Source organism: Treponema sp. OMZ 855 (assembly GCF_024181145.1).
Lineage (GTDB): Bacteria > Spirochaetota > Spirochaetia > Treponematales > Treponemataceae > Treponema.
Genome location: NZ_CP051194.1, coordinates 761,504 through 778,186 on the forward strand (window position 1 = coordinate 761,504; position 16,683 = coordinate 778,186).

Consider the following 16,683-nt stretch of genomic DNA (forward strand, 5'->3'; position numbering starts at 1 on the left):
TTATCGAACAGGTCTATTCTAAGGCGTTTATTTTTTCAAAGATATAAAAGATTAAACTCATCAATACCGCAACAGCGGAAGCGAGTACCATACCCTTAAACTCGATTTGTCCCAATCTGATGGATACCCCGCTCAATCCTGTTGTAAAGACAACGGAAGTCAGCATAAGGTTTTTCGGTTTGGAATAATCTATTTTTGAGTCAACCAAGAGTCGGATACCCGAGGCGCCAATCATTCCGTATAATAGAAACGTTACACCGCCGATAACATCGCCCGGTATGGTTTGGATAACTGCTGCAAGGGGGCTGATAAAGGCCATTAGGATGGAAATGACCGCAGCTCCGCCGATAACGTACACGCTGTACACGCCGGTAACTGCCATAACGCCGATATTTTCACCGTAGGTTGTCGTGGGAACGCCGCCGACCATACCCGAAAGCGCAGTAGAGAAGTTATCTGCAAAAATGGTGCGGTGCAAACCCGGATCCTTAATAAGATCTCGCTTAATAATATTCGATGTAACCACCTGATGGCTGATATGCTCACTTGTGATGACTAGCAGCACCGGCAGCATTGTTAAAATTGCTTTGATGTCGAATTTCGGTAATTGAAAGTGGGGAAGGGTGAAAAGCCCCGCTTCTTTAATCGGTGTAAAGTCGATCAACCCAAAAAAGACGGAAGCTGTGTATCCGGCGATAATTGCGATAAGGATCGGGATGGTGGAAAAGAATCCTCGAAAGAGAACTGATCCGAATACCGCGACGCCGAGCGTTATAAAAAACACCGTGATATCCGCCGTGGTAACGGTATCTGTCATAATATTAGCCCCGATATTGCCGCCGCGGACGGTAAGGCTGACCAGCTCAAACCCGATGAGCGCAACTACGGAACCCATTGCTGCAGGGGGAAGGATAATATCAATCCATGACGAACCGAACTTATAGATAATCAGCGCAATCAGACAGCCGAGCAGGCCTGTTACTACGAAGGCGCCGAGTGCATATTGGAATCCCATGCTCGATATAATCAAACCGGCAGGGCCTAAAAACGCAAAACTGGAACCGAGGTAAGCCGGAGCCTTTCCCTTTCCGATAAGGATGAAAAGCAGCGTTCCTATTCCGTTCATCAAAAGCACTATTCCCGGGTTGATTTGGAAAATGATTGGAACCAGAACCGACGCGCCGAACATTGCGAACGTGTGTTGTAAACTGAGTGGGAGAAAAAGACTTGCCGGTATTTTTTCATCTACCTGATAGATTTTTTTCATCAAAACCTCCATCTAACATATTAAAATGCAGGCAGTATCGAGCTGTATCGTCGGTAGTTGCCCAAAAATTTTTGACTATAGCATTTTTACCGGTACCGGTACAAGAGGAGATTTTCTTTTTATCGGGGTGTTAGTTTTAATGTTTTTTTTCAAAAAATTTGCGGTGGTACGATTCCAACTCCTTGTCTTCGATATGAGTGTAAATTTGCGTAGTAGCGATACTTGCATGACCGAGGAGACATTGCACGGAGCGGAGGTCAGCGCCGCCTGCGAGCAGATGGGTTGCATACGAGTGACGGAGTGTGTGGATTTTTGTGGTAACGCCGCTCAGTTGTTCGATTTCCTGCAAGCGTTTCCAAATACCCTTACGGGTAAGGCGCTCCCCGTGGTGATTTAAGAACACCGCCCCTGTCGTTTCGGTGTTTTCGCGATGAGCCGGTTTTAAAAGAAGGGGGCGGGCAGTTTTTAAATAGACACTGAGCCGCGCTTCCGCCTGCGTTCCGAAGGGGATGATGCGCTCCTTTCCGCCCTTGCCGTGAACTTTCAGCAGCTGTTCGTTAAAGAACACATCTTCCAGTGAAAGCGTTACCGCTTCGCTTACGCGCAGCCCCGCCGAGTAGATAAGCTCAAACAGGGCGCGGTCGCGGATACCGTTCGGCGTATCCAGCGGGATGGCTGCCAAAAGTTTGTCTACTTCATCGGGGGCGAGCGCCCGCGGTAAATTTTTTTCACGGCGGGGGCTTTCCAGCTGTTCTGCAGGATTATCGGCGCGGACGTTTTCCAGCTGCAAAAAGCGGTAAAAGGAGCGGAGCGCCGCCTGATCTTTTGCAAGCGTTCTCCCCGTTACCCCTTCTTCCGCCCGCGCAAGAATGAAGCCGATACAATCGTCTTGAGACGCGTCTTCGATAAGGCGCTCCCCGCCCAGCTGCTGCTGAAAGAGCCGTAGCGTATTGAGATATGTTTTAGCGGTCAGCTGCGCCCGCGCCTCCGCCGAAATTAAATACCCGTAAAATGCCCGTAATTGTATTTCATTCATCGTAATTTACTCAGGATAAGCACACCAGAACGTTGTTTGAATCTCCCCGCAAAATAATTGAGGTCGTTCAACCAGAGTTGAACCTCTTCGCGGTTCAAATGGTCTCACGACCTCAATTATTTTGCGATTGTGATTAATTCATCTGGTGTGCTTATCCTTCCTCTAAAATAAATTGTGCGAAATTTTATCCAAAATTTCGCACAAAAGGACTGTAATCAACAACCTCGATGCAGAGCGTCGAGATATTAAGCTCTTATATAACTAAAGGTGGTCATAAATTTTGCACCTAGCCCTTCCGTTAGCCTTTTAAAAAAGACTAGTTTCAGAAGCGGCATGGATGCCGCTGGTTCCATCAGAAGCGATGTTTCGGCGGAGCCGAAACTCGCCATGAAAAGTGTACAAGGATGTACACTTTTCATGATGCGACAACGCAGGTGCCCGCATATTTTTAAAAGGAGTTACCTTTGGTTGCGTAGATAGGCCGGCACATCCAAATCGGTATTGGCGCCGGGGAGCTGTACACGGATAGGCTGCCGCGGGGTTTCGGTCATTGCCGGTTGTTGAAGCGGCGGAGCTGCTGGTATTCCTGCATTCCGCGGGCCGAGACCGGGGAGGCTCGGCTGTTGCGGTGTTTGCAGCTTTGCCCATTCGCTTGCCGAAATAAAATCGTTTTGTAAAAACGACGTATGGAGAGATTCAGGTTGAGCCGCTGACTCCGCTGACTGTCCCTGCTTCTGCATCACTCCTTGAATCGGATCCGTGTCAGTAGGGAAGCCCGTTGCGATTACCGTTACGGTAATTTTATCCTTCATGGATTCATCGGTTTCATCAACGGTAATACCGTGAATGGTTTCCACATCGGGATGGGCATTTGCCGTAACGATTTCCATAATATCGTTGACTTCCACGGTAGAAGGCATCTCTGCTGCATAAATATTAACCAGTATCCGCATTGCACCTTCGATATGGGAATCTTCTAAAAGCGGGTTGTTGATGGCATTCGTTGCTGCATCGACTGCGCGGTTTTCTCCTGATCCGGTACCGACACCCATTAAGGCATCGCCTTGACCTGCCATCGTAGAACGTACATCCGCAAAGTCGATATTGACTAATCCGTTTTTTGTAATGATATCTGCAATGCCTTGTACTGCACGGCGCAACACATCATCTGCCATTACGAAGGCATCTTTTATTGTCTGCTTGCTGTCTACAAGATTTAATAAATGCTGATTGGGGATAACAACGAGTGTATCGACATTTTGCCGAAGCTTTGCAATTCCCGCTTCGGCAGTACGCATCTTTGCCCGTCCTTCAAAGGAAAAGGGCTTGGTAACGACACCGACTGTTAAGGCTCCTTGGTCGCGGGCTATCTTTGCGATAACCGGCGCAGAACCCGTACCGGTGCCGCCTCCCATACCGGCGGTGATAAAGACCATGTGCGCTCCGCGGACGGCATTCGCAATAATTTCGGTGTCTTCCATAGCGGCTTTTTCGCCGATTTCAGGCTTTCCTCCTGCGCCGAGTCCTCCGGTTAACTTTGAGCCGATTGCCAATTTCATCGGCGCTTTTGAATAATTGAGTGCCTGTACATCGGTGTTTGCTACGATAAAATCGACGTACTGTATGTTGCACTCCAACATCCTATTAACCGCATTCGAACCGCCGCCGCCCGCACCAATTACCTTAATAACAGTGGGATTAACCGGTAACAGTTCATTTTGCTGCATCACTTGATAATCCATATATGTTCCCTCCCTTTCCTCTATTAAAATAGATTTTTCCAAAAGTCTTTGATTTTGCCGACAATTTTACCCGGCTCTGCTTCTGTTTTTTTTGTTTCTTCATCGGAAGCCGCTTGCTGTTTGTACTGAGATAAAATCAGTCCGAGTACGGCGGCAAATTCGGGGCTGCGGTATTCTCCGGTTAAACCGCCAAAGGTTCCCGGGATACCTAACCGGACAGCCGGTGTGCCGAAGATTTCGGAGGCAAGTTCCGTAGCACCAGGCATAAGCGAACCGCCGCCGCAGAGAATTACATTACCGGCAAACCGGTTTGAAGCAGTTATGGGTGTTATTTTATCCTTTACCATCGTAAAGATTTCTGCCATTCGGGCTTGCAGAATATCGCATATATCCGCTTTTTCAATCTGTATCGGTGCCCTTCCGCCCGGAGCGGAAATTAGTACGGATTTATTATCTTCCAAAAGCGGCTGCCAGCAGCATCCGTCAGTTATCTTGACCTTCTCGGCGGTTTCGGATGAAAGCCCTTTTACGATTGCCAAATCGTTTGTCGCATGGCTCCCGCCGACGGGCAGCACTGCCGTAAGTACCGGCGCTCCGCCGGACATCACCACAATATCGGTGGTGCCGCCCCCGATATCGATGAGTACCGAACCGAGATCCTGTTCTTCCTGTGTCATAACGGATTCTACGGCGGCCAAACCGTGATACATCGGGGTATCAACTTGTAAATTAGCACGCTTTACACAATCGACAATATTTTTGATGCAGGTAACCGAGCCGGTAATAATATGTACTTCCGCTTCGATGCGGACGCCGATAACATTATGCGGATCCACAATACCGCGCTGGTCGTCAACGATATACGATTGCGGGATAACATGCATAACGCGCCTATCCATCGGGATAACGACTGCTCGTGCTGCTTCTATAACACGGTCGATGTCCTGCTGGTCTATTTCGCGGTTTCCTTTACCTTTATCGGTAACGGCGACAATACCGCGTGAATTAATTCCTTCAATATGGGTGCCGCCGATTCCCGTAATGCAGTGGGTAATTTCTACGCCGGACATCATCTCCGCGGCTTCCACTGCTTCGTGGATTCCTTGTACGGTCTTTTCAATATTGACAACCGTTCCTTTCCGTAAGCCTTCAGAAATACCGGTGCCTACGCCGATAATTTGCAAGACTCCTGTTTCCAGTTTTTCAGCAACAACGGCTCTGATTGCGCTGGTACCTATATCCAATCCGACTATGATATCACTCATTGGCTTCACCTCTTAAGCGGTAGGAAGCGGTTCCTGCCCGTACATCCAACTCCTCAATCTCCGCACTCAGATCAAATTTTTGTATGACATCCAATGCCAACATCATATACCGCAATCGCTCCTCATTCAATGTACTGTCGGTACGTACCTTAACTTGTGTTTGTACCGGATAGAGGATGAGATCAAAACCGCCGTATTTTTTCTGTTCAATTTTTATTTCAGATATCTCGCTGAGTAAAACCGGATTTTTTTTCTGCAAAAGATCCAGCTGCTTGAACAGCGGTACAAGCTGCTTGTGCACCTTCATTCCCGCCCGTATAGTCTGAAAGGAAAGACCGCTGATAACAGGCAGCTCCGGCTGCCCTTTCTTGGAAGCCGTTTTAAATACTGTTCCCGTTTTATCTATTTCCATCGGGATAGTGCGTCCGCTGACTGTTGCAAGCAAGACACCGACCGGCTTCCGTTCGGTTATTTCAATTAGCACTTTGTCCGGATACTTTTTGAGTACCCGTGCTTCCGCAACGAGCGGATAACTTGCAACCCGATGCAATAACACATCTTTATCGATCTTTCCCCATTTTTCCGTTCCGGTCAGACCGACAGCTTTTTTCAGTTCCGCTTCGGAAATGGTATCATTTCCTAAGACCTGTATCTTTGCCGTTGAATTAAAAGGCAGAATAAAAAGGTGATAGACGGACTCTCCTGCTAAAAATAACAGCATCGCTAAAATAAGGATTTTCAGGAGCTGCTTTCCTTTTGTTTTTTTAACGGCTTGAGGTAATTGACGCGGTTCGGTATATGCGTGGTTTTGTAAACCGATAATATCAGACATTATGAAGCACTCCTTTTTGTATAACTTGAAACATTGATAATCAGTCCGCATAGGCAAAGACTGGTAATGAGCGAAGATCCTCCGAATGAGAAAAAGGGGAGGGGAATACCGGTTGCAGGCAGCAGACGGACAACGACTCCTAAATTTAAAAAAGATTGAAGGACGATTGACGATGCTGCTCCGAATGCAACATAGCAGCCGAAGCGATTCTTACAGGAAAACGCAATCAAATAGGCTACCGCGGTAAATGCAAGCAAGAGTGCAAGATAGCCGCAGACGCCTAAAAAGCCCATTTCTTCCGCCCATGCGACAAAAATAAAATCGGAGTATATTTCGGGAACACTCGAAATTTTATGTACACCGTTCCCTATTCCCGTACCGTAAAGACCGCTGCCGGCAAGCGCTTCGATGGCTGCATTGATTTGATAACCCGTATCGAGCGGATCGCTATCGGGGGAGATAAAAGAGAGTACACGCTTCATCCGGTAGGTTGAGGTAACAACCATAAGTACCGCGCAGGGAATGGTAACAATCAATCCCTTCAGGAACCAGAGCAGCGGTCCTCCTGCCGCAAAAAACATCACCATAAAGATAAGCATTAAAAAAATTGCACTCGAAAAATCATTTTCAAGGTATATTAGCAATACGAATATGGATGTGATAAAAAAAGGCGGCAATATTGAAATCAGCGGAACATCCAATTGATCTGCTTTTTTATCAAAGAAGTTTGCAAGAAAGATAATGAGCAGAAGTTTGATAAATTCCGACGGCTGCAAACTGAAACCTCCGATGGAAATCCAGCGGTTGGCGCCGTTTCGCGGTGAAGCGATGCCCGGAATAAAGGGAAGCAACAGAAAAATAAAGCCTGCTATCAGTAGATAGGGCAGCAGTTTTCGTAAATGATCAAAACTGAAGAATGAAAAAAAGATGAGACCGATGCAGCCTATAAGGAGATTACGGAATTGCCGGACAAGGAAGTAAGAAGAATCATCAAAAAACCGTTCGGCATAATGCAAAGAACCCGAATAGAGAACGGCAATTCCGATTCCAACCATGATGAGTACGAGCAGAATAAATGTGAAGCTGTACCGGTCGCGGTTGATATTCTTTTCGACGGCGATAGTGTGGTGCATCATACCCGCTCCTTTTGCAGAATAGGTTCAAACTGCTCGAGCGCAAGGCTGCGGGATCCTTTCAGGAATACAAAATCGTTCCGGTTTAATAAACCGTCTAAAGTGTCGCGGAGTTTATCGGCAAAGGCTTCCGTAAAGCAGAAAAAAGGTTTATTTGCAGTGTTTTCTTGCTCGATGGCTGCCGTACACATCTCTCTGCCGAAAAAGAACAATGCGTCGGCATCGGAAGCGAAGGCTGCTGCACATACGGCTTTGTGTGCAGCATGGGATTCTGCACCCAGCTCCTTCATCGAGGCAAGTATATAAATCTTTTTGCCGCTTACCCGGATATTTGCACACAGAGCAAGCCCTGCATTCATCGAATCGGGATTTGCGTTATAGCAATCGAGCAGATAGGTTACCGGCCCGCGGATAATTTGCGATCTTCCGAATAAGGCATGCATCTGTTCGATGCCCGCTTTTATCGACTGCAACCGGATATGACAGTATTCCGCAACGGCAATCGCGGCAAAGGTGTTTTGTACGTTATGGATTCCCGGAAGCGGTAAGCGGATAGTTTCTCCCCGATACCGTATCTCCGCGCCGGAAAGTCCTTCGAGGGTATAGGAGCTGGGATCGGCACTGTAGGTAACTATTTTTCCGTGCGGTACTTCTTGCAAGAACGCCGTATATTCATCTTGAGCGGGGACGAATCCGACGGAGTTTTCATCAAAACAGGAAAAAATTTCTTTTTTCTCCTGGGCAATAGCGTCTTTGGAACCGAGCATCCCGATGTGAGCGGTACCGATATTGGTGATAACGGCAATGTTCGGTTTCAGGACTGCGGCAAGCTCCGTAATTTCTCCCTTCCGGTTCATACCAAGTTCAAAAATGCCTACTTCATGTTCTTTCGTTACGGTAAAAACCGACAGCGGCAAACCTGTTTCGGAATTGAGGTTGCCCTCATTTTTTATAATTCGGTATTTCTGTGCAAAGATGGATGCAAGCAGTTCTTTGGTCGTCGTTTTACCGTTTGAACCGGTTACCCCGATTTTAATGAGCTGCGGGAATTGTTCCAGATAGGCCGCTGCGGCGTCTTGCAATGCCTTTAGCGTATGATCAACGCGGATACAGGCTGCCTGATATTTTTCACAGAGGGTGAGGATGAGTTGAGTGTTTTCTTGAACGCCGAGGTACGCTGCATCGGCAAGTACGCAAGCAGCTCCATGCTGTAACGCTTGTTCGATATAGCGGTGTCCGTCCTGCTGTGTACCCCGCAACGGAATAAAAAGCGCATGATCGCCTACCGTTCTGCTGTCCGTGGTAACAGAGTCAAAACCTTGATAAGGAGAATAATTGCAAATAAATGTTCCCGCAACTGCCGTGCAGAGAGCCTCCCAACCCAACAACATGGCGTTATCCCTTCTTTTCCTTATCTAAGGAGATGCGGATAATTTGAGAGGAATCCGCTTTATGCATACCCAATTCTTCCACAGCGATCTTTTCGATCCGCTGCGGTTTTGAGAGGATGGAAATAGCCGAAATCTTCCGTTTGTTTTCTGCAATCAGACGATTCTGCTCATTGTTATAGGCATTTACTTCGCGTTCAAGTGTATTATAAACTTGAGACTGCTTAACAGTGAAGAAAAGCAGACACGGAATACTGACGGTAAGAATCAAAGCTACAAGGTGTTTCATATCGGTTATGACCTCCTCAAAGAGAGCTTTTTTATAACGCGGAGCCGGGCGCTGCGGGACGGTGCGTTACCGGCTGTCTCTTCGGCAGAGGGGCCGACCGGTTTTTTCGTAAGCAAAGCTGCACGGGGCACGCCTCCACATGTACATATCGGCATTTCAGGCGGGCAAATACAGCTTTTTGCAAGGTCTCTAAAAAAAAGTTTAACAATGCGGTCTTCCAGCGAATGAAAGGAAATAACGCCCATTTTACCCTCTGCCGCAAGGCACGAAAAAGCTTTTTCCAACAGGCGCGGCAGCCGGTCAAGTTCGCTGTTCACGGCAATCCGTAAGGCTTGGAACGTCTTGGTTGCCGGATGTATGGGGCCGTGTCTAAAGCGGGTGGGAACCGCATGGAATACGGTTTCACTTAACTGCCGCGCTTCCGTAAAAGGGTGCTTTTCCCGTTCTGCAACAATAGCGCGGGCAATCGGCCTCGAAAAGCGTTCTTCCGCATAGAGGTACAGTAAATCTGCGAGTTTTTTTTCGCTGTAGGTGTTTACGATATCAGCGGCTGTCAGCGATTCATTCGGATTGATACGCATATCGAGCGGTTCATCTGCGCTGAATGAAAAGCCGCGCTTTGATTCCATATAATGGAAAAGAGAAATACCGAGGTCAAATAAGATGAGCGAAGGCGCCGCTCTATCTTGAGGGTATTGATCAAAAAAAGTATCCGACCAGCCTAAAAAAAACTGCATACGCTCGCCGAATGGGGCAAGCCGTGCCCTTGCTTTTGCTTGAATAGCAGGGTCGGCATCGATACCGATAACCTTTAACTGCGGAAAACGGGTTAAAAAGGCTTCGCTGTGGCCGCCTTCGCCTAATGTTCCATCAATAAGAAGCGGGTCGGATGTTTCCGGGGCAAGCAATTGCAGGCATTCTTGTAATAAAACCGGTGTGTGTACAAAGTTCATACATGTTAAAAACGGATAAGCCCCAAGTCCTCGCTCGCTTGATGGAAATCCGCCTCGCTTCCCTCCAGATAAGCCCGATATTCATCCGCATCCCATAATTCTAGATAACGGTTGATGCCCAATAGCACGCAGTCTTTTTCGAGCTGCGCGTATTCACGTAAACTTTGGGGTATTGAAACACGTCCGGCCTTATCAATGTCTATTTCCTGTGCGGGAGCGATAAGCCTGCGCAGTACAAGACGGGAGTTTGCCTGAAACAAAGAAGCGGATTGCATAACTTTTTCGGATAGCAATGCCCATTCTTCGGGTGGAAATATCCATAAGCAGCGGTCAATTCCGCGGGTAATCACTACTTGTGATCCCGGTAGTAAACAGCGTAATTTTGCAGGAAACATAATACGTCCCTTTTCATCAAGCGTATTATTATACTCTCCTGAAAACACACTTTTTTCCACTTTTACCTACTTTCCTCCACTTTTCCCCATTTACTTTTATTTTACCGGTAAAATGATAAATGTCAATGCTCTTTTTGCCGATATTATAGGGCAATCGAATCAGACGGCTTTTCCCTTCCCCCCGGATATAAATCCTCTAGTAGGAAATACAAAAAAACGCTATTTTATCGATAGGAGGATTGTATGATAGCTTTTAAATATGTGAAAAAAATTGTGCTGCTACTGATGCTGAGTATCGCTCTTACTGCCTGTACGACTACGGGACAGGGTAAGCGGCCGTCAGCATTATCGAAGCCGGTGCTGATAGAACGTCCCGAACGCTTTTTTTGGGAGATACGGGGTAATAAGGGATCCGTTTATGTGCTCGGAACCATTCATGTTGCCGATAAAAAGTTTTATCCGCTTGAAAAGAATGTACTGCGTGCCTTCGATAAAGCCGACCGGTTGGTGAGTGAGATTGGCGGTATGGCCGAAATGGAAGCTCTCGTCGGTGAGATGCAAACCGTTATTATGAAAAATATGAATACCGACCCTAAAAAGAGTTTACTTAATGTCTTATCAGAGGATGAACTTGTTTTTCTGTATGAAATGATCGGTGATGATACGATGCACCGGTTCGCCTTATTTAATCCGTGGGTCTTAAATACGGTACTGGTGCAATTGCTGACGTTTAAGGCTGGGATGGATCCCTCAGATGGTATCGATATGTATTTGATGCAGCGTGCGGAAAATAAGAAAATTGAGGCACTCGATACGGCAGAGCAGCAAATTGCAGCTTTGTCATACGGTACTTTTGAAGATCAGCTAGCACTATTAAAGGATTCTATACAAGCTCTGCGAGATATAGACAAGAGTATAGCGGAAGTACATACGATTCGAGACCTTTACCTCAGCAATAATCGAAAAAAACTTTCAGCGTTACTTGTCGAATTACTTTTAGAAGTACCGTCTTCTTTTTCTGAGAAAAAAGCGCAAGCTTATATCGATGCGTTGTTGACCGATCGGAACCGGATATGGGCACAGAAATTCGATGAATACCTGCGCGAAGGCGGCGACACATTTGTTTTTGCCGGTGCTGCTCACTTTCTTGGAAAGTCGAGCGTTTTTGAAATTATGCGGCAAAAGAATATGCTTGAGTAAAAACGATAGGGCACCTCTAAAAACTCGGTTAGATTTTTAGAGGCTCCCAATAGTGCTTATTCCTTCTTACCGAAGCCGTATTCATCCCGGTCAGGCGGAACGTACCAATCGACGGCAAACCAGAGGCGGGGATCGGCAAGGTCTTGTGCGATTTGACCGAGCCCAACCTTTGCCGTCGTTTCCGCAATAAGATAGCGCTTGCCGTTGTGGGTAAAGCGTGCTCCGTCGCCGCTGCAATCTACGGCTGCAACCGCATGCTTTTGTTCCGGGGCAATCATCAAGATTGAATCGATATTGAAGTACTGCAATAGTACGGACATCAGCAGTGCGCGGCTGTCGCAATCGCCGCTTCGGTCGCTGCACACGGCCGGGATATTGAGAAAGTCGGCTCCGCTTTCATCCCTTGCATAGGTAAAATCCTGCATCCACTCAAGCAGGACTGCGGCGACGGTTTCCGCAGCGGGCATTTTCCCTTTTTTGTCCACTTCAATTAATTCTTTTTCCAGCATCAGCGCAAGATGGCGGCAGCGGGCAATACTGTCGCGGTAAATCATCCGGTAATAGCGCTGCCATGCTTTTTGCTGCAGCGGGGAATTAAGATAGCGTGTCAGCAGGGCAAACTCGCGGTCTATTACTGCTTGGTTCGCTTCGGAATCGGAGCGGTCAAAATGCACGGAAAGTTTTTTTCCGTTAAAGAGCACTTCTTTTTTTACCGTTCCTTCTTTGGGATATACCGCTTGAATCATCGGGCCGGGTTCAAAAAAGGACTGACGGCTGATGAACACCGCATCCAAGCAGGAAATCATCATCGGCTCATATTCCTGCGCTTTTGCCGCCTGTGTTGTTGTTAAGACAACCAGCCATCCCTTTTGTTCGGCGAGCGGCTGCACCAAAAGCCACCCCGCCTGTTTTTGGTTTTGCTGTGTAAATTGAAGGTTTGCAACGAGCGCGGGGTTGCCCTGCATCAAAAATTGTATCGCTTTTTTTTGCGCTTTCAGTTGAGAAAAAATATGCTCTGCCGCAGCGGTTACCGTACCGAACTGCTGATACGGGTAGAGCGCAACCTGTAATCCGACGGGGATAATTGTATTTTGATAAAGATAGCGGGAATTATCCCGTGAATTCACCTGTCTGAATCCCTCCGGTAAATCCAATGTATAGCCTAATGAAGGATTGCTGATCAGTTCCGCCCGAAGCGGATGGCCGATACAAAACGATAAAAGAATGAAACATAACAAGTGCTGAAATTTTTTCCGATTCATCATATACTCTCCACTATGCACAATAGTCAACAAAATATTGTAAAGAAATCCATTCCGATTGTATATGAGGACGAGTCAATTTGTATCGTTAATAAGCCTTACGGTATTCCGGTACAGGGCGGCGCGCATATTTCCGTGTGCCTTACCGAGATTTTAAGCAAGCAGCTCAGGACAGAAATATTTCCGGTACACCGGCTGGATAAAGAGACTTCCGGCTTATTGGTAGTTGCAAAAAACGCCTCCGCCGCCCGTTCGTGCCGTACCTTGTTTGAGTCGCGGGCGGTCGAAAAGGAATATCTTGCATTATGCTTCGGCAGTTTTGAACATTCTGTAAATAAAAAAACACTGAAACCTATTCCGAAAGAAGGCATTATCGATACGCCGATTATGGAAAACGGCACGCCAAAGCCTGCCTCAAGTGCATACAAACTGCTTGCGGGTAGTGACGCATACAGCTTGTTCTCCGTCCGATTGCATACCGGCAGAATGCACCAAATCCGTATTCACCTTGCCGGTATCGGCTGCCCGATTATCGGCGACGATAAGCACGGAAACTTTGCATTAAATAAACAGCTTTGGAAAACCGCCCGCATTAAAAAGCTCCAGCTCTGCGCATACCGCCTCCGATTTCCCATCGGCGGCACGCTTCGCCTTTTTACCGTGCCGGTACCCGAACATATACAGGCGGCGATTGATATGCTGATACCGGAAACTATATGCGGACTTTCTTGACAGGTGCATAAGCGCAGGGTATAGTTTCGGCACTATGCACTATAAAGTTTTATTCAGAATAGAAAAGCTTCAGTTGATTGCTAAATTGCAAAATAAATTAGTCAATTACCGAAATTATTGCAAAGAAACCGGCGATACGGCGGAAATTGAAATCGTGTTTGCCGGAGACGTTGTGCAATATTTTAAGAATCTTGAAAATGATTTTACGGACTGCGGTTGCGACATAGCCCTGTGCCATAATGCCTTAGCGGGGCAGGGGATGGACGACATACAGTATAAAAATATCAGAACCGTACGTGCCGGAATCGGAGAAATCATCAAACGGAAAGCACAAGGCTTTATCGAGTATACTATTGAGTAAAAAACGCAGCTCTGTATATTATTCTGTGTACTTTCGCTCCCCGTTTTGACTCTCCGCTGCGAGGTCTAGCAGCGCCTGCCGTTCTTTTGCGGTAAGGTCGCGGAACTCTCCTGCTTTCAGGGTTCCCAGCTCAAGGTTCCCGATGCGAACCCGCACCAGCCGCTTTATCGTGCAGTTAAAGGAATCCAGCACGCGGCGGATTTCTCTATTTTTCCCTTCGACAAGTACAATCCGCAGCTTACGGCGGTTAATGGCAGCGGCTGAACGGCATTTGTAAAAAATGCCGTCAACGCGGATACCGCGTTCAAAGCGGGTGAGCAGCTCCGGCGGAAAGTCCTGCGTAGTTTCGATGACATATTCCTTTTCGATCTGTGCCGACGGGTGTTCTATCTTTGCGGCAAAGTCCCCGTCGTTGGTAAAGAGGATTGCCCCGCTCGAAAACATATCGAGCCTGCCGATGTTGTAGAGCCGCTCGCTGTAGGTCTCTTTTAAAAGATCTGCGGCAGTGGGGCGTCCTTTCTCGTCGGAGAGCGTGCAGACAAAGCCCGCCGGTTTGTTCAATAGTACGTAGCATTTGCGCGCTTCGGGGTGCACCGGCTTCCCGTCAAGGAGTACCGTATCACCCGTGCGAACCTTGCTGCCCATGTCGGTAACAAGCGTTCCGTTTACGGAAACGCGCCCTTCCGCGATAATCTTTTCGCAGGCACGCCGCGACGCCACCCCCGCATGGGCAAGATAGACTTGCAGCCGCATCTCCTGCTTGTCGCTTTGTCCGTTATCTTCGGGAGCTGTACCGCTGTTGAAATATTCGGTTCGCTTGCCGCTGTTTTCGTCGTCTTTGTTAAGAGTGCTGTTATCGAAAGATTTTATCCGTTTGCTGTCGAAAGCTCGGGGCGATTTGGAAAAATGATTGTTACCGCGCAAGTTCGAACCGCTCCTGTTCCGTCTCATCCATCTTGGGTAAGTCCGCGATGCTGTTGAGGCCGAATACTTTTAAAAATTCTTTGGTCGTGCCGAATTGCACCGGTTTTCCGGGAATGTCTTTTTTCCCCACTTCTTTAATCAGCTCTTTTTCTACCAAAAGCCTAATCATCGTGTCGGCGGAAACCCCGCGGATTGCCTCGATTTCGGCACGGGTTATCGGCTGAGAATAGGCGATAATCGACAGCGTTTCCATCGCAGCGCGCGAAAGGCGGTTCTCGTTCTTTTTACCGTAGCGGTCTTTCAGCGCATCCCAAAATTCTTTTTTGGGCGTGATAATCCAGCCGCCCATCATCTGTGTAATTTCGATACCGCTCGAACCTTCCGAATATGAATCTTTCAAATTCTTAATACATTCTTTTACGACATCGACCGATAAGCCGGCAATTTTACTGATTGCAGCGTCGTCAAGCGGCTCTCCTTCCAAATAGAGGATTGCCTCTACGAGAGCTGTTTCTTTTTCCATTTTATACTCCATCATCATTGCGGGCAGCTTCCCACGGGCGTATTTTTATATCGCCGAACATCCTGTTTTGCCAGATACTTGCCATCCTGAATTTGACCGCCTCAAGCAGCGCCATAAAAGCGCAAATAACATCCAGCAGATTGCCCTTCCGTACAATTAAATCGGTAAAAAGGCATTCGCCCTTTTCTTCCAAAAATTCGTTCATCAGTGTCAGCTTTTCGTTTACGGACACTTCTTCGTACAGGTCAAGAATTTGTTCCGAATTATAATTGGACATCAGTTTTGAGAACGTCCGTAAAAGCTCCCACGTATCAACCCGCTCCCACAGGTTCTCTTCGGTAAAGGGAAGCGCGTGCTGTATTTTCTTGCGCTCAAAAAACCATTCGGCCTCGCTTTCTTTTTCTTCCATTAGAACCGACAGTTTTTTAAATTTCTGATACTCAATCAGCTTGTTGACCAATTCCATACGCGGGTCTTCGATATCCTCATCGTCCAGATCAACCTCGACGGGAAGGAGCATCTTGCTTTTAATGTAGATAAGATGCGCCGCCAATTCATAAAACTCGGTTAAGCTGTCCAGATTGAGGCTTACCGCGTAATCGAGATATTCAAGGTACTGTTCGGTTATGTCCCCGATGGGAATATCGTAGATATTGATCTCATTTTTCTTAATTAAAAAGAGAAGAAGGTCGAGCGGCCCTTCAAAATCATTGACTTTAAACGCACTCAGCGCCTCGTTGTTCTGTTCTTCATGCTTTTCATCTTCGCCAGTTATCATGGGCGGTATTATATCGAAGAATAGAACTTTTGAAAATATACGGCGCATCTACATCGTCTCTTTTCAAAAGCGCTGGAGATACGACGCATCTACTGCTTAGAGACTTTTTCGCACGCCTTGATCGGGTAGGGCAGCGAGTGCGGCGGCGAGCGGCTGTTGCGTAACGGGATTACGGTAGTTCGGGTAGAGTTCCAACAAGGGGATGAGTGCGAAGGCTCGCCGGTATACTGCGGGGTGCGGGATGATAAGCGGAGGATTGTCGAGCTTAACAATTTGACTTCCGAAAAAGAGAATATCGATGTCGAGTGTGCGGGGGCCTTTGGGAATTTCGGCTTCGCGGTTTCTGCCGTAATCCGCTTCAATCTGCTGGAGCGTTTTAAGCAGTGATGCGGGGCTGCCTGTATAGTTTCCCGATACAACCATGTTGTAAAAATCGTCCTGATCAAGGTAATCCTGCGGTTTTGTAATATAGACGGATGAGGTACGGATTCCGCTTAAGAATGATGCGAGCCGTTTAATTGCATCTGTGAGGATTACTTTTGAATCTCCGCAGTTGGAGCCAAGTCCCAATATAATTGTTTCCATAACTAAAATTTTCGGCCT

General features: G+C 47.3%; 18 protein-coding genes. 3 read left to right on the forward strand and 15 right to left on the reverse strand.

The window, feature by feature from the left end; translation table 11 throughout:
- Window positions 1-13: 13 nt before the first annotated feature.
- The 10 genes from uraA to mraZ form a co-directional block, all read right to left on the reverse strand.
- Entirely contained in the window at window positions 14-1,267 is a 1,254-nt protein-coding gene (gene uraA, locus E4N65_RS03515; RefSeq protein WP_044013132.1) for a uracil permease, read from the reverse strand.
- Between the two features lie 136 nt (window positions 1,268-1,403).
- Window positions 1,404-2,303, reverse strand: coding sequence for a tyrosine-type recombinase/integrase (locus E4N65_RS03520; RefSeq protein ID WP_044013129.1), 900 nt, complete (start codon window positions 2,301-2,303; stop codon window positions 1,404-1,406).
- Window positions 2,304-2,761: 458 nt separating this feature from the next.
- A complete protein-coding gene (ftsZ, locus tag E4N65_RS03525; RefSeq protein WP_044013127.1) occupies window positions 2,762-4,045 on the reverse strand; it encodes a cell division protein FtsZ in 1,284 nt (427 codons plus the stop codon).
- Window positions 4,046-4,068: 23 nt separating this feature from the next.
- A complete protein-coding gene (gene ftsA / locus E4N65_RS03530) occupies window positions 4,069-5,310 on the reverse strand; it encodes a cell division protein FtsA (RefSeq protein ID WP_044013125.1) in 1,242 nt (413 codons plus the stop codon).
- The gene (locus E4N65_RS03535) at window positions 5,303-6,142 is read right to left on the reverse strand and encodes a cell division protein FtsQ/DivIB (protein WP_044013123.1); all 840 of its coding nucleotides are present in this window, start codon (window positions 6,140-6,142) and stop codon (window positions 5,303-5,305) included. Before E4N65_RS03535 ends, ftsA begins: the two co-directional genes overlap by 8 nt.
- Window positions 6,142-7,278: a putative lipid II flippase FtsW gene (ftsW, locus tag E4N65_RS03540; protein ID WP_044013121.1), complete on the reverse strand. Its 1,137-nt coding sequence runs from the start codon at window positions 7,276-7,278 to the stop codon at window positions 6,142-6,144. The genes E4N65_RS03535 and ftsW overlap by 1 nt, the downstream gene beginning before the upstream one ends.
- Window positions 7,275-8,666 carry a UDP-N-acetylmuramoyl-tripeptide--D-alanyl-D-alanine ligase gene (murF, locus tag E4N65_RS03545; protein WP_044013118.1) on the reverse strand — a complete coding sequence of 464 codons (1,392 nt, stop codon included), beginning with the start codon at window positions 8,664-8,666 and terminating at the stop codon, window positions 7,275-7,277. The genes ftsW and murF overlap by 4 nt, the downstream gene beginning before the upstream one ends.
- 4 nt (window positions 8,667-8,670) lie before the next feature.
- Complete coding sequence (locus E4N65_RS03550; protein ID WP_044013116.1) at window positions 8,671-8,952, reverse strand: septum formation initiator family protein; 282 nt, start codon at window positions 8,950-8,952, stop codon at window positions 8,671-8,673.
- 5 nt (window positions 8,953-8,957) lie between these two features.
- A complete protein-coding gene (gene rsmH / locus E4N65_RS03555; RefSeq protein WP_044013114.1) occupies window positions 8,958-9,905 on the reverse strand; it encodes a 16S rRNA (cytosine(1402)-N(4))-methyltransferase RsmH in 948 nt (315 codons plus the stop codon).
- 5 nt (window positions 9,906-9,910) lie between these two features.
- Window positions 9,911-10,360, reverse strand: a complete 450-nt coding sequence (gene mraZ, locus E4N65_RS03560; protein ID WP_044013113.1) for a division/cell wall cluster transcriptional repressor MraZ — start codon at window positions 10,358-10,360, stop codon at window positions 9,911-9,913.
- A gap of 183 nt (window positions 10,361-10,543) precedes the next feature.
- Between mraZ and E4N65_RS03565 the strand changes: the two genes are divergently transcribed.
- Window positions 10,544-11,500, forward strand: coding sequence for a TraB/GumN family protein (locus tag E4N65_RS03565; protein WP_253674050.1), 957 nt, complete (start codon window positions 10,544-10,546; stop codon window positions 11,498-11,500).
- Between the two features lie 56 nt (window positions 11,501-11,556).
- Here E4N65_RS03565 and E4N65_RS03570 read toward each other — a convergent pair whose 3' ends face one another.
- Entirely contained in the window at window positions 11,557-12,765 is a 1,209-nt protein-coding gene (locus E4N65_RS03570) for a hypothetical protein (protein ID WP_253674051.1), read from the reverse strand.
- Between the two features lie 12 nt (window positions 12,766-12,777).
- On the opposite strand from E4N65_RS03570, the gene E4N65_RS03575 reads away from it, so the two are divergent.
- Together E4N65_RS03575 and E4N65_RS03580 are read left to right on the forward strand one after the other, a co-directional pair.
- Window positions 12,778-13,494: an RluA family pseudouridine synthase gene (locus E4N65_RS03575; RefSeq protein ID WP_253674053.1), complete on the forward strand. Its 717-nt coding sequence runs from the start codon at window positions 12,778-12,780 to the stop codon at window positions 13,492-13,494.
- 34 nt (window positions 13,495-13,528) lie between these two features.
- On the forward strand, window positions 13,529-13,855 hold the full coding sequence (locus E4N65_RS03580) for a DsrE family protein (protein WP_044013107.1): 327 nt from the start codon (window positions 13,529-13,531) through the stop codon (window positions 13,853-13,855).
- Window positions 13,856-13,873: 18 nt separating this feature from the next.
- On the opposite strand, the gene E4N65_RS03585 is transcribed toward E4N65_RS03580, so the two are convergent.
- The 4 genes from E4N65_RS03585 to folK form a co-directional block, all read right to left on the reverse strand.
- Window positions 13,874-14,608 (reverse strand): pseudouridine synthase, encoded by a 735-nt coding sequence (locus E4N65_RS03585; RefSeq protein WP_253674865.1) that lies wholly within the window; start codon window positions 14,606-14,608, stop codon window positions 13,874-13,876.
- A 160-nt stretch (window positions 14,609-14,768) separates the two neighbouring features.
- Window positions 14,769-15,302 carry an SMC-Scp complex subunit ScpB gene (scpB, locus tag E4N65_RS03590; protein ID WP_006189743.1) on the reverse strand — a complete coding sequence of 178 codons (534 nt, stop codon included), beginning with the start codon at window positions 15,300-15,302 and terminating at the stop codon, window positions 14,769-14,771.
- A 1-nt stretch (window position 15,303) separates the two neighbouring features.
- Window positions 15,304-16,080: a segregation and condensation protein A gene (locus E4N65_RS03595; RefSeq protein WP_144389692.1), complete on the reverse strand. Its 777-nt coding sequence runs from the start codon at window positions 16,078-16,080 to the stop codon at window positions 15,304-15,306.
- A gap of 96 nt (window positions 16,081-16,176) precedes the next feature.
- Window positions 16,177-16,665: a 2-amino-4-hydroxy-6-hydroxymethyldihydropteridine diphosphokinase gene (folK, locus tag E4N65_RS03600; protein WP_253674055.1), complete on the reverse strand. Its 489-nt coding sequence runs from the start codon at window positions 16,663-16,665 to the stop codon at window positions 16,177-16,179.
- Window positions 16,666-16,683 lie beyond the last annotated feature (18 nt).

Bases quoted from the DNA above. Each gene is read 5' to 3' on its own strand.
- uraA (WP_044013132.1), bottom strand. From the start codon at position 1,267: ATGAAAAAAATCTATCAGGTAGATGAAAAAATACCGGCAAGTCTTTTT.
- E4N65_RS03520 (WP_044013129.1), bottom strand. From the start codon at position 2,303: ATGAATGAAATACAATTACGGGCATTTTACGGGTATTTAATTTCGGCG.
- ftsZ (WP_044013127.1), bottom strand. From the start codon at position 4,045: ATGGATTATCAAGTGATGCAGCAAAATGAACTGTTACCGGTTAATCCC.
- ftsA (WP_044013125.1), bottom strand. From the start codon at position 5,310: ATGAGTGATATCATAGTCGGATTGGATATAGGTACCAGCGCAATCAGA.
- E4N65_RS03535 (WP_044013123.1), bottom strand. From the start codon at position 6,142: ATGTCTGATATTATCGGTTTACAAAACCACGCATATACCGAACCGCGT.
- ftsW (WP_044013121.1), bottom strand. From the start codon at position 7,278: ATGATGCACCACACTATCGCCGTCGAAAAGAATATCAACCGCGACCGG.
- murF (WP_044013118.1), bottom strand. From the start codon at position 8,666: ATGTTGTTGGGTTGGGAGGCTCTCTGCACGGCAGTTGCGGGAACATTT.
- E4N65_RS03550 (WP_044013116.1), bottom strand. From the start codon at position 8,952: ATGAAACACCTTGTAGCTTTGATTCTTACCGTCAGTATTCCGTGTCTG.
- rsmH (WP_044013114.1), bottom strand. From the start codon at position 9,905: ATGAACTTTGTACACACACCGGTTTTATTACAAGAATGCCTGCAATTG.
- E4N65_RS03565 (WP_253674050.1), top strand. From the start codon at position 10,544: ATGATAGCTTTTAAATATGTGAAAAAAATTGTGCTGCTACTGATGCTG.
- E4N65_RS03570 (WP_253674051.1), bottom strand. From the start codon at position 12,765: ATGATGAATCGGAAAAAATTTCAGCACTTGTTATGTTTCATTCTTTTA.
- E4N65_RS03575 (WP_253674053.1), top strand. From the start codon at position 12,778: ATGCACAATAGTCAACAAAATATTGTAAAGAAATCCATTCCGATTGTA.
- E4N65_RS03580 (WP_044013107.1), top strand. From the start codon at position 13,529: ATGCACTATAAAGTTTTATTCAGAATAGAAAAGCTTCAGTTGATTGCT.
- E4N65_RS03585 (WP_253674865.1), bottom strand. From the start codon at position 14,608: ATGCGGCTGCAAGTCTATCTTGCCCATGCGGGGGTGGCGTCGCGGCGT.
- scpB (WP_006189743.1), bottom strand. From the start codon at position 15,302: ATGGAAAAAGAAACAGCTCTCGTAGAGGCAATCCTCTATTTGGAAGGA.
- E4N65_RS03595 (WP_144389692.1), bottom strand. From the start codon at position 16,080: ATGATAACTGGCGAAGATGAAAAGCATGAAGAACAGAACAACGAGGCG.
- folK (WP_253674055.1), bottom strand. From the start codon at position 16,665: ATGGAAACAATTATATTGGGACTTGGCTCCAACTGCGGAGATTCAAAA.